Source organism: Neisseria shayeganii 871, from assembly GCF_000226875.1.
GTDB lineage: Bacteria > Pseudomonadota > Gammaproteobacteria > Burkholderiales > Neisseriaceae > Eikenella > Eikenella shayeganii.
This window is the reverse complement of the sequence record NZ_JH164926.1, coordinates 241,340-262,054: the sequence shown is the minus strand read 5'-3', so window position 1 is coordinate 262,054 and position 20,715 is coordinate 241,340. Positions and strand designations below refer to the sequence as shown.

The window sequence follows — 20,715 nt, the reverse complement described above, 5'->3', positions numbered from 1 at the left end:
GCTTTATTTCAAAGGCTCCATGCCCATCACTTCCATCAGGAAGTTGGTAAATGCCGGGTTGGTGGGTTTGTTTTGCATATTCGGCCAACGCTGCTGCCAACCGCGCAGGGCATTTTGCACAAATGTTTTGGATTGTGCGGAAGTGATTCTGCCTTGCTGGCTTTGTACGGCGGAGCGCAGATAAATTTCATACATATCGTCATCCACCATATTGCGGCCCACCAAATTGATGCGGAAGCGGTTGAGCTGTTGCGCCGCTTGCGCCTTGGTCATCCGGCCGCGGCTGACTTCATAGCCCAAACGGGTGGCTTCGTTGCGGATTTTGGAAACATCGCTCCAATGCGTGGGCGCCAAAGTGTAGCCGGCACTGTGCTGTTGGGTACGGCTACCGCCAGCTTTTGGTAATGACCATGTGTCACAGCCGCTCAAAACGGCGGCCACCAATAAGAGGGGAAGGTATTTTTTCATGATGGTGTTGGGATAAGGTATTGGATTAAGGACGGGCCCATTGCAGAAGACCTGGGCGGCAAGTGTAAACAAATTCTACGCAATTTGCCAGTTTTTGAGCAAAGTGGCGGATTTTCTTCCGCCGCTGGCAACACAAGCGGCCGGTAGTTTGCATCTGCGCCGTCAAATGTTTGCTTTTCCGCCTGCCGGGGCGAACACACGCTTACACGGCTTTGGAGAAATGGAAACAGTCCGCCACATAACCGTGGACATAATAAAACTTGTGTGCCCGCGTACGGAACGTGCCGGAATCCAAAGACACATGGCGGCAGCCGTGTTGGCGGGCCAAATCTTCGCAATAGCGCAGAATCTGCGCGCCGATTTGTTCGCCGCGGCGGTTTTCCGCCACCACCAAGTCTTCAAGAAAAAACAGTTTGTGCTGGTAGGTATTGTGATGCATGCGGTATAGTGCCAAGCCGACGGGGAGGCCGCCTGCATCACGCACCAAGAGCAGGCGGGCGCGATCGGCAATCACGCGCTGCATCTGCTCGAAATAGCTGTCGAAGGTTTGAAAATGCGGCCGGAAATTTTGATGGATCGGGAAAAATTCCCGTATCTGGTTTTCGGCCGCCATCAAATCCTGTTCGTTATCGATGGCGGTATAGACCAAACCTGTCATGGTTGTCTCCGTTTTTGTGCGGGCTACCTGAAAAGCGGCATCATGCTGCCGCCGTTTCAGGTAGCCCGATGGTATGGAATCCTGTCCGGCTCGGCCGGAGAAAGGCGAATCATGAGTGTAAAAGCCTTTTTGGCTGCCCGCAATATCGAATTCAGCTTGCGCCGCTACGGCGTGGACGCCTTAAATTTCATGGCGCTGGGCTTGTTCAGCTCCCTGATTGTGGGGTTGATTTTAAAAACCGTCGGCGGCTGGGCCGGGCTGCCTTGGCTGGTGGAAGTCGGCACCCAGGCGCAGGGGGCGATGGGCGCGGCCATCGGGGCCGGTGTGGCTTATGCCCTGAAAGCCCCGCCGCTGGTTTTGCTCGCCAGCGTGGCCACCGGCACCGCCGGTGCCGCTTTGGGCGGGCCGGTGGGCTGTTTTTTGGCCGCTGCCGCCGGAGCGGAAGCCGGCAAACTGCTCAGCAAAACCACGCCGATAGACATCATCGTCACCCCAGCCGTTACCCTGCTGGCCGGCATCGCCGTTGCCCAATTTGTCGGCCCCGCCGTTTCCGCACTGATGACGCAAACCGGCGCCCTGATTATGTGGGCGGTGGAGTTGCAGCCGTTTTTGATGAGCATTGTGGTGGCCGTTTTGATGGGGCTGATTCTCACCCTGCCGATTTCCAGCGCCGCAATCGCCATTTCGCTCTCGCTCAGCGGACTGGCCGCCGGCGCCGCCACCGTGGGCTGCTGTGCGCAGATGGTGGGCTTTGCCGTGATGGGCTTTAAAGAAAACCGTTGGGCCGGCCTGCTCAGCCAAGGTTTGGGCACCAGTATGCTGCAGATGCCCAATATCATGAAAAACCCGAAAATCTGGATTCCGCCCACCCTGGCCGGCGCCCTGTTGGCCCCGCTGGCCACTTTAGGCTTCCAAATGGCCAATATTCCCTCCGGCGCCGGCATGGGCACCAGCGGCTTGGTGGGCCAGGTCGGCACCCTCAACGCCATGGGCCATGCGCCTCTGGTGTGGGCCGGCATCGTGCTGCTGCACTTCGTGCTGCCCGCCCTGCTCACGCTCGCCATCGCTTGGCCGATGCGCAAAAAAGGCTGGATCAAAGACGGCGATTTGAAACTCGATGTTTAGGCGCGCCGTCAGCAAGCGCTGCGGCGGTATCAGCGCTCGAAACCGCCACGCAAGCTTTGCGACAACACGCCTTAAAGCCTTATTCTCCGTTATAATACCGCCCCGTTTCAGGTAGCCTGTAGGCTACCTGAAAACCGTTGGCCTTCCATTTTGCTTATTCCGAAAGACTTTATGAGCACCAAACGCGTTCTCACCGGCGTTACCACCACCGGCATCCCCCACTTGGGCAACTACGTCGGCGCCATCCGCCCCGCCATCCGCGCCAGCCGAAGCGACGACACCGAATCCTTCCTGTTTCTGGCCGACTACCACGGCATCATCAAATGCCACGACCCGGCCCTGATTCACGAATCCACCCAAGCCGTGGCCGCCACCTGGCTCGCCTGCGGCCTCGACCCCGAGCGCACCACCTTCTACCGCCAAAGCGACATCCCTGAAATTCTGGAGCTCAACTGGATCCTCACCTGCATCACCGCCAAAGGCCTGATGAACCGCGCCCACGCCTACAAAGCCGCCGTGCAGGACAACCTCGACAAAGGCCAGGAAGACCAAGACCACCAAATCGAAATGGGCCTCTACAGCTACCCCATTCTGATGACGGCCGACATCCTCATGTTCAACGCCCACGACGTGCCCGTGGGCCGCGACCAAATCCAGCACGTCGAAATGGCCCGCGACATCGCCGGCCGTTTCAACCACCGCTTTGAAGAGCTGTTCACCCTGCCCGAAGCGAAAATCGACGATCAGGTGGAAACCCTGGTCGGCCTAGACGGCCGCAAAATGAGCAAAAGCTACGGCAACACCATCCCGCTGTGGGAAAACGACAAGAAAACCCAGAAATCGGTGAACAAAATCATCACCAACCTCAAAGAGCCCGGCGAAGCCAAATTTCCCGGCGAAAGCCCGCTGTTCGAGATTTACCAAGCCTTCGCCAGCGCCGAAGAAAGCGCCGCCTTCACCCAAATGCTGGCCGAGGGCCTGGCGTGGGGCGAAGCCAAAAAAATGCTGGCCGCCAAAATCAACCAAGAGCTGGCCGAGCCGCGCGAGCGCTATCAGGAGCTGACCGCCCGCCCCGACCGCATCGAAGAGATTCTGCAGGCCGGTGCGGCCAAAGCCCGCCGCGAGGCCCGTCCGCTGCTGGACAAAGTGCGCGCCGCCGTCGGCATCCGCGCCTTGACATAACACGCCGGCGGGCTTTCAGGTAGCCCGCCGCTTTTTTTTGCCATGACCCGCTCCGAACGCCTGCTCAACTTGCTGCAACTGCTGCGCAACCACCGTCTTCCCGTTACCGCCGAAACACTGGCGCACACGCTTGGCGTGAGCGTGCGCACCGTCTATCGCGACATCGGCACCCTGTGCCGCCAAGGCGCCGACATCCGCGGCGAGGCGGGTGTGGGTTTTGTGTTGCACAAAGATTTTCTGCTGCCGCCGCTTGCCTTTAACGAAAACGAAATCGAAGCACTGGTGCTCGGCATGCGCTGGGTGCTGGCTTATACCGACCACACACTGGCGCAGGATGCCCAATCCGTATTGGCGAAAGTCCAATCCGTGCTGCCCGAAAACATGGCGCATGTGTTGGACAGCCAGGCCCTGTTTCCCGTCAGCGCCCATACGGAATACAGCGAACACGAGCAGCATGTTCTCAACACCGTGCGCGCCGCCATCCGCGGCAACCGCAAACTCGAATTCGACTACACCGATGCCCAAGGCCGCCCGAGCCGCCGCACCGCATGGCCGTTTTCCGTCGGCTATTTCGACAGCACCCGGCTGGTATCGGCCTGGTGCGAATTGCGGCAGGATTTCCGCCATTTCCGCCCCGACCGCATCGCCAATCCCGTCATCGGCACGCTCTATCCCACCCCGCGCATGCTCTTGCTGCAGGAATGGCGGCGGCAGGAAGACATCGACCTTGCGCCTTTCGGCTTTTAGCGTAAACGCTCTCCCGACTGATTGCAGCACAGGCCATCAGGATGAGACCTTTGCAAAACCCCCAGATGTGGATGCAGTTCAAGGCGCAGCAGCGCAGCGAGCGTGAACGTCAGGAATCCCTGTGGGACAGACATATCATGAAGATAGGCAAGCGAGCGAGCAGTACCCATAGGGCATAAACGCACAACGCAGAAATGCGCCGCAGATGGGGGGATTGCAAAGGTCTCAGGCTACCTGAAAACCTGCTGACAGAAACTGACACCGCCCGCGCGTACACTCTCCCTACCGATTCACCGTTTGGAGAAAAACATGAAAGACCTCGTCCTTTACACCATCACCCCGTCGCGCGGCAGCGCAGTTTTGTGGATGCTTGAGGAATGCGGCGCCGATTACGATACCGTGGTGTTGTCTTACGACAGTGTCCAATCCGCCGATTATCTTGCCGTCAACCCCATGGGCAAAGTGCCCGCCCTGAAGCACAAAGGTGCAGTGCTCACCGAAACTGCCGCCATTCTTAGCTATTTGGCCGAACAGTTTCCCGACAAAAAGCTGATTCCCGCCGCCGGCAGCGAAGCGCGCGGCCAGTATTACCGCTGGCTGTTTTTCCTCATCCATCTCGAGTATGCCGGCGTGGACAAAATGCGCGGCTTGGAAAACGATGCCAATCTCCGCCGCGCCATCGGCTACGGCGACTTCGACACCGCCGTCCACACCTTGCGTGATCATCTTAACGGCCGCGACCATATGGTCGGCCACCACTTCAGCGCGCTCGACCTGTATTGCACCGGCCTCTTGGATTGGATGCTCAACGGCACCGGCGTCCTGCCCGCCGATCCCGTATTCACCCGCTATATCGCCCTTCACCGCGCCCGCCCCGCCGCTGTCTGTTGAGCATCGGCAGCCCTAACCCTGACAACGCTTTCAGGCTACCTGAAAGCGTTTTTTGTTTTCAGGTAGTCTGAGGGCGGATTTGAATCGTGTTAGAATCCCGCCCGATTTCAATTTAGACATCTACCCTCATCCGTCTTTTCCGAAAGCGTCCTATGAAATTTTTTGCCGTTGCTCGTTCTTATGCCGCAAAGAAAAAATGGCGGGCGGCAAGAAACCAAGGGTATTTGCTGGCGGGTCTGTTGCTGCTGGTCAAACCATTACATGCCGAAATCATCGCAACCGTTCCGGCACAACAATTAAGTTTTCAAATCGAGCATCTGATATTTTCAGAACACGATATTCCTCCTGCCGAAAGGCAGCATTACCGAATCCGAAATCTTTCCTATGCGGATGACACCCAGCCCCAGCCCTCCCGGACGGAAACGGTTCATATCAGCGATCAGGTATTTTTTTCGGAGCAAGACATTGCTTCGGTGAAGCCCGAATTTGATGGTAGGGAATTTGCCGTAGATGTTCATCTGCAAGAAACGGCCGTCGAGCCGTTTGCACAATTTACCCGTACCCATCTCGGCTCCCGCATTGCCTTAATGGACCACTCCTCAGGCTTGCTGTTCAGCGCACCGATTATCCAAACCGAAATCAATGGTGGGCGTTTACGCATCTCCAGCGGCTTAACCACCCTGCAAGATGCTGAAAATTTTGCGGCCCATCTTCAAAATCATTTGGAAATCCGCCTGCTGCATGAACATGGCAGGCTACCTGAAAACTTCAACACCGTCACACTGGCTAGTTTTCCCCTGCAAGCGGCCGGACAGATTCAAGCGTGGACGCGTCCTGCTTGGCGTTTCAGCCAAGATGACGCGGAAAGCTTGATCATCAGCCGCCGACCCAGCACCGGCAGAATGCAATCGCTTTCTCCTGATTATTATGAAGCGGTGATCGTCTTGAAAGAGGAGGCCGCCCAAAGATGGAGCCGGCTGCCCGAAACAACATTTTATTTATTGGATAAAGAAAACCGCCTGACCGGGCACACCATTCCCCGAGTCGGCGGAAACACCCTGTATATCGGCTTATTTCATTTTGAAGAACAAGTGGAACATCTTTTGTGGCAATTGAAACGTCACCCTTGATTCAGGAGATATTGCTCACTCATAAGGACCAAAACGGCCTAGCCGAAAGCACTTTCAGACATTCTGAAACGCTTTTGCTCCATGTTAGAATCGCGACCGATTTCAATTGAAACATCTGTTTTCAGGTAGCCTTCCTCCAACAGCTGAAAAGCGCCAACCAAATTGACCGTATCAACCCTCATGACCACACCCCAATACAGCGAATCCAGCATCACCGTCCTCAAAGGCTTGGAGCCGGTAAAAGAACGGCCAGGCATGTACACCCGCACCGACAGCCCCACCCACATCTGCCAAGAGGTGATCGACAACGCCGCCGACGAAGCGCTCGGCGGTTTTGCCGATGAAATCAAAGTGGAAATCCATGAAGACGGCTCGCTTTCCGTGCGCGACAACGGGCGTGGCATTCCGGTGGGGCTGCATCCGGTGGAAGGTTTGCCGGTGGTGGAGCTGGTGTTCACGCAACTGCATGCGGGCGGCAAGTTCAACAAGAAAAGCGGCGACGGCGCGTATGCTTTTTCAGGCGGCCTGCACGGGGTGGGCGTGTCGGTAACCAACGCGCTTTCCAAACGGCTGGAAGTGACCGTGAAGCGCGAAGGCAAAATCCACCGCATCGTGTTTGCGGGCGGTGCGGTGTTGGAGCCGTTGGCCGAAGTCGGCAAATGCGCGGTGAAAGACAGCGGCACCGAAGTGCGCGTGTGGCCGGACGGCAAATATTTTGAAAGCCCGCAATACAGCATCGCCGAGCTTGAGCGCCTGTTGCGCGCCAAAGCGGTGCTGCTGCCGGGCGTTACCGTGTCGCTCACCCGCCCGCAGAAAGGGCTACCTGAAAGCCAAACCCAAACGTGGCATTACCCCGACGGCCTGAAAAGCTATCTGCTCGACTTAATCAGCGAGGCGCAGGAAGCCGTGCCGGTGTTCGCTTCGGAAAACTATCTTTCAGACGGCCACGACAGCGATTTCAGCGCGGGCGAAGGCGCGGCGTTTGCGCTCACTTGGCTGGAAGAAGGTTCGTGCAACAGCGAAAGCTATGTCAACCTGATTCCCACCCCGCTCGGCGGCACGCACGAAGCCGGTTTGAAACAAGCCGTGTTCCAAGCGGTGAACAACTTCATCAACCACCACAATCTGCTGCCGCGCGGCGTGAAAGTGCAGAGCGACGACGTGTTCGGCCGCGTGGCATTCGTGTTATCCGCCCGCGTGCTCGACCCGCAATTCCAAGGCCAAACCAAAGACAAACTCACCAACCGCGACGCGCTCAAGCTCGTCGCCGCCGTGTCGGGCGACCCGCTGGAATTGTGGCTCAACCAAAACGTCGAAGCCGGTAAAAAAATTGCCGAACTCGCCATCAAGCAGGCGCAGGCGCGGATGCGTTCGGTGAAAAAAATCGAGAAGAAAAAAGGCAGCGGCGTGGCCGTGCTGCCCGGCAAGCTCACCGATTGCGAAAGCGAAGACATCCGCGAAAACGAACTCTTCTTAGTAGAGGGCGACTCGGCGGGCGGTTCGGCCAAACTCGCGCGCGACAAAGCCACCCAAGCCATTTTGCCCCTGCGCGGCAAAGTGCTGAACAGCTTTGAAGTGCATCAAGACCAACTGTTCGGCAATGCCGAAATCCACGACATCGCCGTTGCCATCGGTGTCGACCCGCACGGCGCGAACGACAACCCCGATTTAAGCGGCCTGCGTTACGGCAAAATCGCCATCCTCTCCGATGCCGACGTGGACGGCTCGCACATCCAAGTGCTGCTGCTCACCCTGTTTTACCGCCACTTCCCCAAACTGGTTTCAGACGGCCATATTTATGTAGCCCAACCGCCGCTGTTCCGCGTGGATGTCAACGCGCAAGGCAAAAGCAAACCCGCGCGCAAATTCTACGCGCTCGATCAGGGCGAGTTGGACGGCATTTTGGAGCGGCTGCAAAAAGAAGGCGTGAAAGAAACCGCCTATTCCATCAGCCGCTTCAAAGGCTTGGGCGAGATGAACCCCGACCAGCTCAAAGACACCACCATGCACCCCGACACCCGCCGCCTGTTGCAGGTGCAGATTCCCGAAACGGCGCACGAACACACCCACAGCATCTTCGTCAAACTGATGGGCAAAGGCGAAGCCGCCAGCCGCCGCGCGTGGATGGAGGCCGAGGGCGATACGGCGCGGGTGGATATTTAAAGGGCTGAAGTAGATTATTCCTATCCTAAACTTCACACCAAATCCGCAGGATTTTTAGCTGCCGCTTTGATGTCCCAAAATTAAAACCAAATGCGCATGCTTTCAAGAATAGGAAAAGACTTTCGGTCAATGCCATCATATTTGCGCAAGACACGCTTGGCCTGATTCCAGAAATTCTCAATGCCGTTGATGTGGTTTTGCCTCTCGGCAAATGCCTTACTGTGGTTAATCCTGTGGTGGTGAAAACCACTGACATCCAGTACGTCGTCACTGCTCAGGCTGTCCGTATAAACCACGCTGTCCGGCAGAATTTTCTTTGTAATGACAGGAAATAAACTTTCCCTCTTGGCATTGTCCGCCACGACGGTATAAACCTTGCCACCGTGTTTGAGAATACCGAAAACCATCACTTTGCCTGCGGCTCCTCTGCCGCGTTTTCCTTTGCGCTTACCGCCGAAGTAGCTCTCGTCCAATTCTATGGAGCCCTCAAAAACCTGATCCGCCTCTAAAGCCAAATGATGACTGATAACGAGGCGGGGTTTGCGGTAAAACAGTATGAGACCTTTGCAACCCCCCCATCTGCGGCGCATTTCTGCGTTGTGCGTTTATGCCCTATGGGTACTGTTCGCTCGCTTAGCCTTGTAGATGATATGTCTGTTCTACGGGGATTCCTGGTGTTCACGTTCACTGCGCTGCTACGCCTTGAACGGCATCCACATCTGGGAATTTTGCAAAGGTTTCAGATTTTATATATCAGAGAAGTCGAAGAGGATGCTTTGATGCGCTATGCAAGTCAAAATATCCTCTTTTTAAGATGCCTTATTTTGTGTAAATTATTAATATATATTAATTTGTATAAAAATATGTTTTAAAGTAAAGGGTGAAATTAAGCTTTAAATTTTTGAGAAAATAAAACCATCAAAGATATAATATTACTATTATTTTATCGAGCAAAATAAAATTGCGAATAACTTGCATATTAACTCTAATTAACTATAATAGCGTAAATTAATCATTGTTTTGCTATTTATATTTGCATATGTAAATTTAAAGGAAGCGTCCATGTCGATTATCTCCATTGATATCAGTGCCCAACGGGCTTTTTCACCTTTGTGTCCAAGTGAGTTACCGGTACCTGGTGGAGATCTAATCGCTCCGGAATTAAACCGCAATGCCGCAATGCCGCATTGGCGCATTGGCGCGTTTTGACCCGTGACGCTCATGGTCCTAATGCTGTGTGGGTGGTGGAGCAGCCGGAGCAGATGGGGCAAAAATTGGGTTATCCGAATGTGGACCAAACCTGGGTGCGCCATGCTGAGGTGGGGACGCCGGGCTTTCTGCCGCTCCCTGGTCTGCCTGAACCTGAAGAATATGATTTCTTGGTACACCAAGGCTTGGATATAAATATGCACCCTTACGGTTGTTGTTTCCATGATACTGCTGAAACGCTGAGTACCGGTTTGTTAGAGTGGTTGCAGGTGCGCCAAGCGGATTGTTTGATTGTGGGCGGTTTGGCGACCGATTATTCGGTCAAAGAAACCGTCCTTCAGCTGTGCCGCTACGGCAATTGGCAGGTTTTGGTGAATCTTGCAGCCTGTCGGGGTATGGGGGAAGACACCGTGGCGGCTGCTTTGCAGAAAATGCGCGAGGTCGGTGCAATTTTGTTGGATGATGCTAATGCTGTGGCCGACTGGCTCAAGCAGCACCATTGTCCTTCTTCTCTGCGTCATTTAAGTGATGCGCATCGTTTCGTTCCCCACCTTCCTTGCGCTAAGTATGCACCGAACCATCCGGAAAAATGTACCCACAGAATCAACGGATGCATCGATGGATTGGGTTGCGAATCGGAATAACCTTTAATATTAATAGTCTGTCCACGATTTTTATTTTCAGTAATCCTATTAAGATCAATTGGATTAATGTCATCTGGTATATAAGCTGCTACATTTGTCTTCTAATCTTTGATTAACACCTATAATTCAGCCAGCGCATTGTGACATCTTCTATGGCCCTTGCAAAACCCTCAAATGTGAATGCGGCTCAAGGCGTAGCAGCACCGCGAACGTGAATGCCAAGAATCCCGTAGACTTAGACATCTCAAGAGAGACAGGCAAGTGAGCGAACAGCATTTCTAGGGGATGAATGCACAACTCAGAAATGTGCTGCAGATGGGGAGGTAAAGATCTCTGTTTGACGAGCGGGGGCATTCAGAGAACTCTTGGGGGCAAAGGTCTCAGGTTTTTTGTTGGCGCATCCGAAGCGGCGCTAATCTGCCGTGCGCCCGTGAAACATTTCTACCCAGCCGCTTTCGAAAAAGCCCTGCAAAATGGCCTGTGCCGCCACTTGGTCGAGTACCGGCTTTTGTTTGCGTCCGCGCAGGCCGGCTTCGGCCAGCAGGCTTTCGGCATACAGCGAAGTCAGCCGCTCGTCCACCCAATATACCGGCAAGCCGAAACGGCCGTGCAGGCGCCGGCCGAATTTGCGTGCCAGACGGGTAAGCTCGTGTTCGCTGCCGTCGGTATGCACCGGCAGCCCGACCACCAGCTGTACCGGCTGCCATTGCGCCACCAGCTTGGCGATGGCGGCGAACTTCACTTCGTTGCCCTCCCCCGCTACCGTGGCCAGCGGGTGGGCGATGCCGATTTCGGCGTCACCTTGTGCCACGCCGATGCGGGTTTCGCCGAAATCGAAAGCCAGCGTGGTGCCGTGCATCGGTTTAAGCATGGCCGCCGGCCCCCAGCTGCTCGGGCACGATGTTCAAGAGCTTGATGGCAGCGTCGTAGCGCGCTTCGTGCGGCAGGTCGAACACAATGCCCAAATCCGCCGGCACGGTGAGCCAGCTGTTGTCGGCCAGTTCCTGCTCCAGCTGTCCGGGGCTCCAACCGGAATAGCCCATAAACAGCAGCGCTTTATGTACCTGCGCTTCGTCTTCCAGATGGGCCAGAATGTCGTCGGAAGAAGTCAGCGCGATTTCGTTGTTCACCGCCAAACTGCTTTTCCAACTGCCGGCCGGCGTGTGCAGCAGAAAGCCGCGGTCGGTCTGCACCGGCCCGCCCACCAACACATAACCTTCAGCGAAATACGGCGGCACGCGGTGCTGCATCGATTCGAGCACCTTCCGCACCGGCAGCGGCGAAGGTTTGTTGATCACCACGCCGGTGGCGCCTTCGTCGGAATAATCGCAAACATACACCACGCTACCTGAAAAAAACGGATCGCGCATATCGGGCATGGCAATGAGGAAGTGGTTGCTCAGATTCATGTTCGGCTTTCTTGCAGACACAATAAACAGCATGATACCCGAATCGGGCGGAAGGTTTCAGGTAGCCTCAGGCGCGGCCTGTGCTGCCGAAGCCGCCTTCGCCGCGCTGGCTGGCGGCAAATTCGTCCACCACCCGAAACGAAGCCTGCAGCACCGGCACGATCACCATCTGCGCAATCCGCGCCATCGGTTCCACCACAAACGGCTCCGAGCTGCGGTTCCACAGCGACACTTTCAACTCGCCCTGATAATCGGAGTCGATCAAGCCCACCAAATTGCCCAGCACGATGCCGTTTTTGTGGCCGAGGCCGGAGCGCGGCAACAGCATGGCGGCGTAATTGGGGTCGGCCAGGTGCACGGCAATGCCGGTGGGCACCAGAAGCGTGCCGCCCGGCGGCAGGGTAACGGCTTCGTCCAGACAAGCGCGCAAGTCCAGGCCGGCCGATCCGGGGGTGGCGTATGCCGGCAGCGCGTTTTGCATTTGGGGATGGAGGATTTTCAATTCGACAATGGGGTTCATGAATGTCCTTAATAATGGAGTGTTGATGTGATGACGGCACGGCAACAGGCTGAGACCTTTGCAAAATCCCCATCTGCGGCGCATTTCTGCGTTGTGTGCTGCTCGCTCGCTTGCCTATCTTATGATATGTCTGCCCCACGGGGATTCCTGGCGTTCACGCTCGCTGCGCTGCTACGCCTTGAACTGCATCCACATCTGGAGCTTTTGCAAAGGTCTCAGGCTACCTGAAAGCAGGCCGTGGGGCTTTCTGTGAAGCGAAAACCCGGCACTATTTGCGCAACAGGCGCAAGGCATTGGCGGAGACCAACAGCGAGCTGAGACTCATGCCCAAGGCGGCCACAAAAGGCGTCACATAGCCGAAGGCGGCCAGCGGCACGGCAATCAGATTGTAGGCGGTGGCCCACCACAGGTTCTCGCGAATGATGCGGCGGGTACGGCGGGCGGCGGCGGTGAGTTGGGGCAAAATGCGCATATCGCTGTTGATCAGCAGCACGTCTGCGCCTTCGCGCGCCACATCGGCCCCTTCGGCCACCGCTAACGACACATCGGCCTGCGCCAGCACCGGCGCGTCGTTGATGCCGTCGCCCACCATCAGCACGCAGCGGCCTTGCGCCTGCAAATCCTGCACATAAGCCAGTTTGTCTTCGGGCGCGGCTTCGGCGCGCAAGGCGTCCAAGCCGAGCCGCCGGGCCACGCTCTGCACCGCCGCTTCGCGGTCACCGCTGAGCAGATGCAGGCGCAAACCCTGTGCATGCAGGGCGGCCACCATATCGGCCACGCCGTTTTTGATTTGGTCCTGCAGCAGGAAAACGGCGGCGAAACCGCGGCGGTGGCCCAAATAAACTGCGGTGCCGGCGTGTTCGGTGTGCAGGCTTTCAGGTAGCCTGCCGGCGATTTCGGCCACATAACTGAAACGGCCGATACGCCATTCTTCCTGCCCGTCGCCGTCGAACACCGCCGCCATGCCGTGGCCGACGCGGTTGAGGGTTTGCCGCGGCTGCAGGCTACCTGAAACGCCGGCCGCCGGCAGCGCCATCAGGGCCTGCGCCACCGGGTGTTCCGACTGCCGCTCCAAAGCCTGTGCCACCGCCACCGCCTGTTCGCGGCTGACGCCATCAGCCAGCAGAATGTTTTCCACCGCCAAGCGGCCTTCGGTGAGGGTGCCGGTTTTGTCCAGCACCACGGTATCCACCTTGGCCAGCGTTTCCAAGCTGTGACCGCGCCCGATCAATACCCCCTCGCCCGCCAAACGGCCGGTGCTGGCCGCCAGTGCCGCCGGCGTGGCCAGCGACAAAGCGCACGGGCAGGTCACCACCAGCAGTGACACCGTAATCCACCAAGCCGTTTCAAAATCCGCCAGATACAGCCACACGCCGAACACCACAGCGCTCAGCAGCAGCAGTCCCAATACAAAAGAAGAAGCATGGCGGTCGGCCAGCTCCACCATACGCGGTTTTTCCGCCAAAGCACGGTCGAGCAGGCGCACGATGTGGCCCAAACGGGTGCCCGAACCGGTTTCCGACACCCGCACCACCAGCGGGCTGCCAATGTTCAACGTGCCGGCGGTGACGGCCGAACCGGCATATTTCGCCACCGGCAGACTCTCGCCGGTGAGGATGGCCTCATTCACCTCGCTCTCGCCGGACAACACCTCGCCATCCACCGGCACCACTTCGCCGGCTTTCACCAACACCACCTCGCCGCTCTGCAGCCGCGCCACCACCGCTTCTTCCATCTGCGCGGTATCGGGATAGGCGGGCAAGCGGTGGCAGAATGCCGGCACCAGTTTCACCAAACGCTCGGCGGCATCGCCTGCTTTGCGCCGCGCCATCTGCTCCAAATAGCGGCCGCCCAGCAGCAGAAACACAAACATCGACACCGAATCGAAATAAATGCCGCGCTCGTAGCCCAGCACCAGCGCCACAAAGCTGGCGCCGAATGCCGCCGAGATGGCCAGCGCCACCGGCGTATCCATGCCTAAGCGGCGGTTTTTCATGTCGCGCCAAGCGCCTTTGAAAAACGGCACCGCCGAATAAAACATCACCGGCAGGGTGAGAATCATATTGGCCCAATGCAATATCCACAAAAACCACGGCTCGATTTCGCCGCCGTAGAGATACACCGGAATGATGTACATCATCACCTGCATCATCGCCAAACCGGCCACCCACAAACGGGTCAGCGCCTGCCGCCGTTCCGCTTGCGCCTGCACTTCCAGCTTGTTGGCATCGTAAGGTGCGGCCTCGTAGCCGGTGCGGCGCACGCACAGCAGAATGTCCGACAAAGCCACGCGGCTGTTGTCCCAAGCCACCCGCGCGCGCAAGGTGCTGTAATTGACTTCAGCCCGCAGCACGCCGTCCAAGCGCAACAGCTGCTGCTCGATCAGCCACACACAAGCGGCACAAGTCACCCCACCCAACATCAACACCGCCTCGCGCTCGTGCTCGGAACGGGTTTCCACAAACTCGGCCTGCACATCGGGCAGATCGTACAGCTTGAGCTGTTCCAACACATCCGGCGGCGGCAGGGCGGCACGCTCGGCATCGGCCGTGCGGCGGTGGTAATAGCTGCCCAAGCCGGCAGCGATAATGCTCTCGGCCACCGCTTGGCAGCCAACGCAGCAGGTGGAATGGGTTTCCCCTTCGAAAACCACCGGCAAATCCACCGAGGCGGGCACATCCAAGCCGCAATGGAAGCAGGTGGGGGAAGCATGTTCGGTTTGGTTTTTCATAGCGGGCGGATTATAGCCGATGGGCGGCTTCCGTGTTGGCCGTCGGCACAGGGCATCCCGCACACTGCTCGGCAGGACAAATGGCAACTCTACCGGCTTTCAGGTAGCCTCAAGCGGCGCTTTCCGTTACCATTCCACCGTAACAGGCTACCTGAAAGCCTTTTCCGAACCCATAGAAAGGACCCGATATGTCATTCGGCCAACTCAGCCCCAAACTGTTTGTTGCCCCGCAAGTCGGCCGTGCCGAAATCGAAGCCGCCGCTGCGCAGGGCATCCGCACCCTCATCTGCAACCGCCCCGAAGGCGAAGAACCCGGCCAACCCTCCACTGAGCAGCTGCGCCAGTGGGCCGACGAAGCCGGCATCGAGCACTTTATCCATCAGCCGGTAGTGGCGCCGCAAATCCAATTAAACGATGCGAAAACCTTTGCCGAAGCCGTGGCCCAAAGCCACAGCCCCGTATTGGCTTTCTGCCGCACCGGTACCCGTAGCTCGATTCTGTGGGCGCTGGCCGAAGCCGCCGCAGGCGCCGACCCGCAACAATTGCTGCAAACCGCCGCCGCTGCCGGTATTGATCTGAGTACCGCCCTGCCGCGTCTGGAAGCCGCACGCCCATAAAAAACAGGCAAACAAATGCAAGCGGCCGGCCGCCGGAACATCCGGCAGCCGGCTCTGAAAAAACCAATAACAATAAGCAACCATCTGAATCATCAGGAGACACGCATGGAGACGGCTGTGAAAGCACCTTATGTCGCCCGCGAGGCCGATGCCGACGGCTTCATCCGCTATAGCGAAGAAGAGAATCAGGTGTGGCGGGACTTGATGGCGCAGCAGCAACCGGCCCTACCCGGCCGCGCCTGCCAGGCATACATGGACGGCTTGGCCAAGCTGAAACTGCCTCGGGACAGGATTCCCCAGCTGGCTGAGGTGGATGCGGTTTTACAGGAGACCACCGGCTGGCGCACGGCAGCCGTACCGGCACTGATTTCGTTCAGCCGTTTTTTCGATCTCTTGGCCAACAAAGCTTTTCCGGTGGCCACCTTTATCCGCCGGCAGGAGGATTTCCAATACATTCAGGAGCCGGATATTTTCCACGAAATCGTCGGCCACTGCCCCCTGCTCACCCACCCCGCCTTTGCTGCCTTCAACGAAACCTACGGCAAACTCGGCCTGGCGGCCTCTAAAGAAGAGCGGGTGTTTTTGGCCCGCCTGTATTGGTTTACCGTGGAATTCGGCTTGGTCGGCGGCCAGGCAGACGAGCGGCGCATTTACGGCGGCGGTATTTTGAGTTCGCCGGCAGAAACCCGCTATGCGCTGAGTGATGCGCCCGAACACCGGCCATTCAATATAGCCGACGTACTGCGCACCCCTTACCGCATCGACCACATCCAACCAATTTATTACGTCATCGACAATATGAACAGCCTGTTCGAGATTGCCGATACCGACATCATGTCCGAGGTGCGCCGCGCCATGCAAAAAGGCCTGTTCGCCCCGCACCCGAGTTTGAACGAAACCGGTAAAAACCAAAAGGAGACCCTATGAGCACAGAATTGGCCCAACAACGCTGCGAGGCCTGCCGGGCAGACGCGCCCAAAGTCAGCGATGCCGAATTGTCCGAATTGATGCGCCTGATACCAGACTGGCAAGCTGTGGTCATCGACGGCGTTTTGCAGCTGAAGCGAGTGTTTGGCTTCAAAAACTTCAAGCAAGCCATGGCTTTCAGCAACCGATTGGCCGATTTAGCCGAAACCGAAGGCCACCACCCAGGCATTTTTACTGAATGGGGTAAAGTCACCGTTACTTGGTGGTCGCACAGCATCCAAGGTTTGCACCGTAATGATTTCATCATGGCCGCCAAAACCGATGCCCTGTTGATGGAATAAACAAGAAAAACAACTGATTTTCATATATTTAATGCAATATTCGGGTTTCGATGTGCTCTTTTATCGGAAAGCACACATCGAAACCCGAATCTTTGTCTAGCTCTTCTCTCAGCCACCCGTTCGGGCAAACCGCTTGGCGATGGCTTCTTTCAAGCCGTTGTTGCGTATGCTTTTCCGCTTGACCGCTTGCTTCAAGCCTTCCGGATCTCCTGCATACACAAAGGTTTCCTTGGCTCGGGTAACCGCAGTGTAAAGCAGGCTGCGGTCAAACAAAGCACCCGATTGCACCGAATGCCCCTGCGGTGGCAGCAACCAAACCTCCCGATATTCAGAACCTTGGCTTTTGTGCACCGTCATTGCGAATGCGGTTTCACAAAGCGGCAAACGGCTGAGTGCAATCGGACGGTATCCTGCAGCATGTGGGAAAAAAGCAACCAACCGGCCTTCATGCGGCAAAACGATACCGATGTCGCCGTTGAAAACATTGACGGCATAATCGTTTTCTACCGCCATCAAAACCTGGCCGGCAAACCAGCCGTCTTGACCGGCTTTGCCCGCTTTTGCCAATAAACGGCGGTAGACCTGATTGAAGGCCTCCGCATCAGAACGCAACGCAGCCAAAACCACACAGCGCTGTTGCTCGATCAAGCAAGCAGCCGGATCACCCGACGAAACGGCTTGCCAATACGTTTGCTGCTGCCGGAAAAAAGCCCGGGCCAATTCCGGTAAAGACGAAGTCTGCCAAAACAGATCCTTCTCGAAATGTGAAAAAGCCGCCACCGCGCATTCAGCCGAGCCGGCCACAACCGCTTGTGCCAACGCACCCACGCCTTTTTCCGGGTTGAAGCGGTGACTGCGCGTCAACTTGGCCACATGGGCAGACAAGGGAGGCGGCTCATCATTGACGGCAAACGGCATATTTTCAGGTAGCCAAACAGACACAATTTCACTCTGCCGAGGCGTCAAACACGTTGGCTTCGCCAAAGCCGGCAGCAGTGCACCCATGCCCACCGGAGGCAATTGGTTCTCATCTCCCAGCAAAATCAAGCGGCCACCGTTCGGCACAGCCCGCAAAATTTTCAACAGCAGCGCGAAATCGAGCATAGAGGCTTCGTCCACAACCAAGATGTCGTAAGGCAAGGGCTGCTGCGCATCATATTTTGCTGCCGAATCCAAAGGATTCAAGCGCAGGAGCCGGTGGACGGTTTGTCCCTCTAAAGCCGCCAGATGTGTGTAAACAGGGGCTGGCAAAGAAAATGTGCTGAGTGCCCCATGCACGGAGCGCGTCATGTGGGCGGCGGCCTTACCGGTGGGCGCGGCCAAAGCAATACGCGGCAAACGCTCTTCCTCGCCGCACAACAAAGCCAATAATTTCGCCACCGTAGTGGTTTTGCCGGTTCCCGGCCCGCCGCTGATCAAAATAAAAGGCTGCAACAAGGCCAAAGCCGCAGCGGCTTTTTGTTCTTGTGATGCCCGGCCGGGAAACCAAGCCTCCAGCTGCCGCCGAATGTACCCGTCATCAGCTAGCCTGACCGATAAGCCGGACAATCGGTAAAGCTGCTCGGCAATTTCCTGCTCCCAGGCAAACACCCTAGCACTGTATAAACGATTCCCTTGTAAAACCAGCGGGCTAGCTGACGAACCGTCACCCACAATCGGCTCGGCTTGCCTTAATGCCGCAGCCTGCGCTTTACCGACAACAATAAAACTGTGGCCCGCCTCTTGAGCATGCAGCAAGGCATCCAAATAAGGCTCAACCGTCTCGGCTGCCGTTGGGGCGTATTTTCGGAAAGTCGCCATGATGGCCGAAGCGGCAGGATGGCCGGACAAAGAGTTGTGAGCAGAAGACATCATGAAAAAAGCCTGAGTAATGCTGAGCGCAGATCAGATCGGATCATAAACAATACCGGCCATGCTTTCTAGATGATTCATTTCTTCATACCACTCGGCACGAATGTCCACCTCCCATTCTGCCTGACATTGCAGTTGGAATACTTTTTTCCTACCGTCAAGCACTGGTTCGGATGCGGAGAGCTGGGCTGAAACTTCGGAGCAGCTTGCAGGCAATACCGCCGCCGGAGAAGCCATCACCTGCTCTTTGCCTGAAAAAACAGAAAAACCGAGCAAAACCATGCCACTCAATATCAACAGGCGAATGCGATACATTTCTTTACTCCATCTATTCAAATTAAGATTTACCTAAAATTTAATAAGAAAAAATAAAGATATCAAGTCAGATTTTCTAAAGATTTAATCAAGATATTGCTTTTTATGAAATAAAAAATTAAAATCAGCCCAAGATTCAGATACAACACAGACATATTTTGAGGTATTCGCTATGAAAAACTTTAAAGACAGGCTGCTTTTCCTGTGGGGTGCGCACACCACGCCCTCAAAAATTGCGGCAGACATCGGCATGACTTTGGCCGGCTTCAGCCGTATTTGGAAGGAGGATGGCCTGCCCAAAGCAGAAACCCTTCTGAAAATTAAAGAATTGAAGCACTGCTCTCTGGATTGGCTGCTGACCGGAGAAGGCGATGCTTTCGCAAGCGGCAATGCGGTGCAAACCGTGAGCGACACACTGGCTAATCAGTATGACATTGAAGATTTTGTCTTCATCCCCCAATACGACATTCAAGCCGCAGCGGGCCACGGCCGTTTGGTGGGCGATGAAGCGCCTGTTGGTGCCCTCCCTTTTCAGCGCCACACCATCGAACGCCTGATGAAAACCGATGCCTCGCAGCTGGCCGTCATCACGGTTAAAGGCGACTCTATGGAAGGGGTGCTCAATGATGGCGATCTGATTTTGGTGAATCTGCGTGAAACCACGCCTCGAGACGGCCTGTATGTGCTGCGGATCAACGAGAACCTATTGGTCAAACGCTTGCAACTGGTACCCGGCGGCGTGGTGAATGTGATTTCGGCCAACGAATCTTATCCTGCTTTCCAAATTCATTTGCATCAGACGGAAGACGATTTTGCCGTCATCGGCAAAATCGAGTGGTTTAGCAGGCAGATTTAAAAAAGCTTGGGACTTAGAAAGTGAAATCACTAAATATGGATATAATATTACGAAATATAATGAAATTTTTCGGATTGCATTGGCAGCCATAATAGGCTACTAATCTACGTCAGCCCCAAAAATATTGCATATCATGTTGAATAAATAATATATTTATCTAGTATTTACTCAATGTGATTTGCAAGATGCACCACCAGCAACCTTGTGAACCAATTTACGAAGTAAAAACACTGAGACCTTTGCAAAACCCCCAGATGTGGATGCGGTTCAAAGCGTAGCAGCGCAGCGAGCGTGAATGCAGGAATCCCCGTGGGGCAGACATATCAGACAGATAGGCAAGCGAGCGAGCAGTACCCATATAGGGCATAAACGCATAACGCAGAAATACGCCGCAGATAGGGGTTTTTGCAAAGGTCTCAGACTGCCAAACCTTTAACCTCTCTGACTTAACGGCGGATGCGAACCCTATGCTCCGTCGGCTTGACTTCAGCCATCGGCACCGGCGACAGCTGCCAATCGGCCAACAGCTGATTCAAGCGATTGAGCTTGCTTTTGCGCACCGGCTTACCGAGCATCACCGGCGCATTCAAAGCAAAACGGCGGCGGGCAAACAGAAAATTCACGCACTCCTGCACCAGCATCCGGCCGTCGGCAAAACGGATTTCCGTGGCGCTGGTCAGCAAGCCGCTGCCTTTTGTGTAGCTGCCGTCCGGCTTCAGGCGGTAGCGGTTTTTCTTCGCCCACGCCTGAAATTCCGGGCTGTGCTCGGCATCGGGCGGCACATCGATGGCCAAAACCGGATAATCGCGCGCGGCACGGTCCGACATGACCCACATCATGACAAAACCGATCACCGTGCCAATCACGGCGCCAAAGCCCATACCAATTAAAAAAGAATTCATGATGATGCTTTCCATTACCGCGGCGTTAG

21 protein-coding genes and 4 pseudogenes are annotated in these 20,715 nt (G+C 56.1%); 13 read left to right on the top strand and 12 right to left on the bottom strand.

The window, feature by feature from the left end; all coding sequences use genetic code 11:
* Nucleotides 1-3: 3 nt before the first annotated feature.
* Together HMPREF9371_RS01165 and HMPREF9371_RS01160 are read right to left on the bottom strand one after the other, a co-directional pair.
* Entirely contained in the window at nucleotides 4-468 is a 465-nt protein-coding gene (locus HMPREF9371_RS01165; RefSeq protein WP_040659914.1) for a hypothetical protein, read from the bottom strand.
* Nucleotides 469-670: 202 nt separating this feature from the next.
* Nucleotides 671-1,126: a GNAT family N-acetyltransferase gene (locus HMPREF9371_RS01160; RefSeq protein WP_009117965.1), complete on the bottom strand. Its 456-nt coding sequence runs from the start codon at nucleotides 1,124-1,126 to the stop codon at nucleotides 671-673.
* Nucleotides 1,127-1,237: 111 nt separating this feature from the next.
* Between HMPREF9371_RS01160 and HMPREF9371_RS01155 the strand changes: the two genes are divergently transcribed.
* From HMPREF9371_RS01155 to HMPREF9371_RS01145, 3 genes are all read left to right on the top strand, one after another.
* The gene (locus tag HMPREF9371_RS01155) at nucleotides 1,238-2,251 is read left to right on the top strand and encodes a PTS transporter subunit IIC (RefSeq protein ID WP_040659913.1); all 1,014 of its coding nucleotides are present in this window, start codon (nucleotides 1,238-1,240) and stop codon (nucleotides 2,249-2,251) included.
* A 171-nt stretch (nucleotides 2,252-2,422) separates the two neighbouring features.
* Nucleotides 2,423-3,433: a tryptophan--tRNA ligase gene (trpS, locus tag HMPREF9371_RS01150; RefSeq protein ID WP_009117963.1), complete on the top strand. Its 1,011-nt coding sequence runs from the start codon at nucleotides 2,423-2,425 to the stop codon at nucleotides 3,431-3,433.
* A gap of 42 nt (nucleotides 3,434-3,475) precedes the next feature.
* A complete protein-coding gene (locus HMPREF9371_RS01145; RefSeq protein WP_009117962.1) occupies nucleotides 3,476-4,180 on the top strand; it encodes a helix-turn-helix transcriptional regulator in 705 nt (234 codons plus the stop codon).
* On the opposite strand, the pseudogene HMPREF9371_RS12950 reads toward HMPREF9371_RS01145, so the two are convergent.
* Nucleotides 4,177-4,400: pseudogene (locus HMPREF9371_RS12950) on the bottom strand (ATP-dependent exonuclease). The gene HMPREF9371_RS01145 and the pseudogene HMPREF9371_RS12950 overlap by 4 nt on opposite strands.
* Before the next feature lie 89 nt (nucleotides 4,401-4,489).
* On the opposite strand from HMPREF9371_RS12950, the gene HMPREF9371_RS01140 reads away from it, so the two are divergent.
* The 3 genes from HMPREF9371_RS01140 to HMPREF9371_RS01130 all read left to right on the top strand — a co-directional run bounded on the left by HMPREF9371_RS01140 (nucleotide 4,490) and on the right by HMPREF9371_RS01130 (nucleotide 8,364).
* A complete protein-coding gene (locus HMPREF9371_RS01140; RefSeq protein ID WP_040659911.1) occupies nucleotides 4,490-5,071 on the top strand; it encodes a glutathione S-transferase family protein in 582 nt (193 codons plus the stop codon).
* A gap of 152 nt (nucleotides 5,072-5,223) precedes the next feature.
* Entirely contained in the window at nucleotides 5,224-6,201 is a 978-nt protein-coding gene (locus tag HMPREF9371_RS01135) for a SecDF P1 head subdomain-containing protein (RefSeq protein ID WP_009117959.1), read from the top strand.
* Between the two features lie 180 nt (nucleotides 6,202-6,381).
* Nucleotides 6,382-8,364, top strand: a complete 1,983-nt coding sequence (locus HMPREF9371_RS01130; RefSeq protein ID WP_009117958.1) for a DNA topoisomerase IV subunit B — start codon at nucleotides 6,382-6,384, stop codon at nucleotides 8,362-8,364.
* Nucleotides 8,365-8,389: 25 nt separating this feature from the next.
* Here HMPREF9371_RS01130 and HMPREF9371_RS01125 read toward each other — a convergent pair.
* Nucleotides 8,390-8,918: pseudogene (locus HMPREF9371_RS01125) on the bottom strand (IS1595 family transposase); the annotation flags it as partial.
* A gap of 1 nt (nucleotide 8,919) precedes the next feature.
* On the opposite strand from HMPREF9371_RS01125, the pseudogene HMPREF9371_RS12945 reads away from it, so the two are divergent.
* The 3 genes and pseudogenes from HMPREF9371_RS12945 to HMPREF9371_RS13830 form a co-directional block, all read left to right on the top strand.
* A pseudogene (locus HMPREF9371_RS12945) lies at nucleotides 8,920-9,107 on the top strand (ATP-dependent exonuclease); the annotation flags it as partial.
* 319 nt (nucleotides 9,108-9,426) lie between these two features.
* On the top strand, nucleotides 9,427-9,573 hold the full coding sequence (locus HMPREF9371_RS13835; protein WP_332247799.1) for a hypothetical protein: 147 nt from the start codon (nucleotides 9,427-9,429) through the stop codon (nucleotides 9,571-9,573).
* Nucleotides 9,570-10,217 (top strand): isochorismatase family protein, encoded by a 648-nt coding sequence (locus tag HMPREF9371_RS13830; protein WP_332247798.1) that lies wholly within the window; start codon nucleotides 9,570-9,572, stop codon nucleotides 10,215-10,217. Before HMPREF9371_RS13835 ends, HMPREF9371_RS13830 begins: the two co-directional genes overlap by 4 nt.
* A gap of 412 nt (nucleotides 10,218-10,629) precedes the next feature.
* Here HMPREF9371_RS13830 and ruvX read toward each other — a convergent pair whose 3' ends face one another.
* The 4 genes from ruvX to HMPREF9371_RS01095 form a co-directional block, all read right to left on the bottom strand.
* Entirely contained in the window at nucleotides 10,630-11,088 is a 459-nt protein-coding gene (gene ruvX / locus HMPREF9371_RS01110; protein ID WP_009117954.1) for a Holliday junction resolvase RuvX, read from the bottom strand.
* Nucleotides 11,081-11,626, bottom strand: coding sequence for a YqgE/AlgH family protein (locus HMPREF9371_RS01105; RefSeq protein ID WP_040659906.1), 546 nt, complete (start codon nucleotides 11,624-11,626; stop codon nucleotides 11,081-11,083). Before HMPREF9371_RS01105 ends, ruvX begins: the two co-directional genes overlap by 8 nt.
* A gap of 67 nt (nucleotides 11,627-11,693) precedes the next feature.
* Nucleotides 11,694-12,146, bottom strand: a complete 453-nt coding sequence (gene dut, locus HMPREF9371_RS01100; RefSeq protein ID WP_009117952.1) for a dUTP diphosphatase — start codon at nucleotides 12,144-12,146, stop codon at nucleotides 11,694-11,696.
* Nucleotides 12,147-12,414: 268 nt separating this feature from the next.
* Nucleotides 12,415-14,877, bottom strand: coding sequence for a heavy metal translocating P-type ATPase (locus tag HMPREF9371_RS01095; RefSeq protein ID WP_009117950.1), 2,463 nt, complete (start codon nucleotides 14,875-14,877; stop codon nucleotides 12,415-12,417).
* Between the two features lie 188 nt (nucleotides 14,878-15,065).
* On the opposite strand from HMPREF9371_RS01095, the gene HMPREF9371_RS01090 reads away from it, so the two are divergent.
* From HMPREF9371_RS01090 to HMPREF9371_RS01080, 3 genes are all read left to right on the top strand, one after another.
* Entirely contained in the window at nucleotides 15,066-15,494 is a 429-nt protein-coding gene (locus HMPREF9371_RS01090; RefSeq protein WP_009117949.1) for a TIGR01244 family sulfur transferase, read from the top strand.
* 105 nt (nucleotides 15,495-15,599) lie between these two features.
* Nucleotides 15,600-16,421 (top strand): phenylalanine 4-monooxygenase, encoded by an 822-nt coding sequence (gene phhA, locus HMPREF9371_RS01085; protein ID WP_040659904.1) that lies wholly within the window; start codon nucleotides 15,600-15,602, stop codon nucleotides 16,419-16,421.
* Nucleotides 16,418-16,762: a 4a-hydroxytetrahydrobiopterin dehydratase gene (locus tag HMPREF9371_RS01080; protein WP_009117947.1), complete on the top strand. Its 345-nt coding sequence runs from the start codon at nucleotides 16,418-16,420 to the stop codon at nucleotides 16,760-16,762. Before phhA ends, HMPREF9371_RS01080 begins: the two co-directional genes overlap by 4 nt.
* 108 nt (nucleotides 16,763-16,870) lie before the next feature.
* Here the strand turns inward: HMPREF9371_RS01080 and recD are convergent, their stop codons facing one another.
* Together recD and HMPREF9371_RS01070 are read right to left on the bottom strand one after the other, a co-directional pair.
* On the bottom strand, nucleotides 16,871-18,616 hold the full coding sequence (gene recD, locus HMPREF9371_RS01075; RefSeq protein ID WP_009117946.1) for an exodeoxyribonuclease V subunit alpha: 1,746 nt from the start codon (nucleotides 18,614-18,616) through the stop codon (nucleotides 16,871-16,873).
* A 30-nt stretch (nucleotides 18,617-18,646) separates the two neighbouring features.
* Nucleotides 18,647-18,928, bottom strand: a complete 282-nt coding sequence (locus HMPREF9371_RS01070) for a hypothetical protein (protein WP_009117945.1) — start codon at nucleotides 18,926-18,928, stop codon at nucleotides 18,647-18,649.
* A 172-nt stretch (nucleotides 18,929-19,100) separates the two neighbouring features.
* On the opposite strand from HMPREF9371_RS01070, the gene HMPREF9371_RS01065 reads away from it, so the two are divergent.
* Nucleotides 19,101-19,784 carry a S24 family peptidase gene (locus tag HMPREF9371_RS01065; RefSeq protein WP_009117944.1) on the top strand — a complete coding sequence of 228 codons (684 nt, stop codon included), beginning with the start codon at nucleotides 19,101-19,103 and terminating at the stop codon, nucleotides 19,782-19,784.
* 164 nt (nucleotides 19,785-19,948) lie between these two features.
* Here HMPREF9371_RS01065 and HMPREF9371_RS13980 read toward each other — a convergent pair.
* Together HMPREF9371_RS13980 and HMPREF9371_RS01060 are read right to left on the bottom strand one after the other, a co-directional pair.
* Nucleotides 19,949-20,179, bottom strand: a pseudogene (locus tag HMPREF9371_RS13980) (hypothetical protein).
* A 51-nt stretch (nucleotides 20,180-20,230) separates the two neighbouring features.
* The gene (locus HMPREF9371_RS01060; RefSeq protein ID WP_232203060.1) at nucleotides 20,231-20,611 is read right to left on the bottom strand and encodes a hypothetical protein; all 381 of its coding nucleotides are present in this window, start codon (nucleotides 20,609-20,611) and stop codon (nucleotides 20,231-20,233) included.
* Nucleotides 20,612-20,715 lie beyond the last annotated feature (104 nt).

What these genes read in the sequence shown, in the direction of transcription:
- HMPREF9371_RS01145 (WP_009117962.1), top strand. Translation starts at nt 3,476, where the DNA reads ATGACCCGCTCCGAACGCCTGCTCAACTTGCTGCAACTGCTGCGCAAC.
- HMPREF9371_RS01160 (WP_009117965.1), bottom strand. Translation starts at nt 1,126, where the DNA reads ATGACAGGTTTGGTCTATACCGCCATCGATAACGAACAGGATTTGATG.
- ruvX (WP_009117954.1), bottom strand. Translation starts at nt 11,088, where the DNA reads ATGCTTAAACCGATGCACGGCACCACGCTGGCTTTCGATTTCGGCGAA.
- HMPREF9371_RS01130 (WP_009117958.1), top strand. Translation starts at nt 6,382, where the DNA reads ATGACCACACCCCAATACAGCGAATCCAGCATCACCGTCCTCAAAGGC.
- trpS (WP_009117963.1), top strand. Translation starts at nt 2,423, where the DNA reads ATGAGCACCAAACGCGTTCTCACCGGCGTTACCACCACCGGCATCCCC.
- phhA (WP_040659904.1), top strand. Translation starts at nt 15,600, where the DNA reads ATGGAGACGGCTGTGAAAGCACCTTATGTCGCCCGCGAGGCCGATGCC.
- HMPREF9371_RS01060 (WP_232203060.1), bottom strand. Translation starts at nt 20,611, where the DNA reads ATGTCGGACCGTGCCGCGCGCGATTATCCGGTTTTGGCCATCGATGTG.
- HMPREF9371_RS01140 (WP_040659911.1), top strand. Translation starts at nt 4,490, where the DNA reads ATGAAAGACCTCGTCCTTTACACCATCACCCCGTCGCGCGGCAGCGCA.
- recD (WP_009117946.1), bottom strand. Translation starts at nt 18,616, where the DNA reads ATGATGTCTTCTGCTCACAACTCTTTGTCCGGCCATCCTGCCGCTTCG.
- HMPREF9371_RS01155 (WP_040659913.1), top strand. Translation starts at nt 1,238, where the DNA reads ATGAGTGTAAAAGCCTTTTTGGCTGCCCGCAATATCGAATTCAGCTTG.
- HMPREF9371_RS13835 (WP_332247799.1), top strand. Translation starts at nt 9,427, where the DNA reads ATGTCGATTATCTCCATTGATATCAGTGCCCAACGGGCTTTTTCACCT.
- HMPREF9371_RS01070 (WP_009117945.1), bottom strand. Translation starts at nt 18,928, where the DNA reads ATGTATCGCATTCGCCTGTTGATATTGAGTGGCATGGTTTTGCTCGGT.
- dut (WP_009117952.1), bottom strand. Translation starts at nt 12,146, where the DNA reads ATGAACCCCATTGTCGAATTGAAAATCCTCCATCCCCAAATGCAAAAC.
- HMPREF9371_RS01135 (WP_009117959.1), top strand. Translation starts at nt 5,224, where the DNA reads ATGAAATTTTTTGCCGTTGCTCGTTCTTATGCCGCAAAGAAAAAATGG.
- HMPREF9371_RS01105 (WP_040659906.1), bottom strand. Translation starts at nt 11,626, where the DNA reads ATGAATCTGAGCAACCACTTCCTCATTGCCATGCCCGATATGCGCGAT.
- HMPREF9371_RS01165 (WP_040659914.1), bottom strand. Translation starts at nt 468, where the DNA reads ATGAAAAAATACCTTCCCCTCTTATTGGTGGCCGCCGTTTTGAGCGGC.
- HMPREF9371_RS01065 (WP_009117944.1), top strand. Translation starts at nt 19,101, where the DNA reads ATGAAAAACTTTAAAGACAGGCTGCTTTTCCTGTGGGGTGCGCACACC.
- HMPREF9371_RS01080 (WP_009117947.1), top strand. Translation starts at nt 16,418, where the DNA reads ATGAGCACAGAATTGGCCCAACAACGCTGCGAGGCCTGCCGGGCAGAC.
- HMPREF9371_RS01090 (WP_009117949.1), top strand. Translation starts at nt 15,066, where the DNA reads ATGTCATTCGGCCAACTCAGCCCCAAACTGTTTGTTGCCCCGCAAGTC.
- HMPREF9371_RS01095 (WP_009117950.1), bottom strand. Translation starts at nt 14,877, where the DNA reads ATGAAAAACCAAACCGAACATGCTTCCCCCACCTGCTTCCATTGCGGC.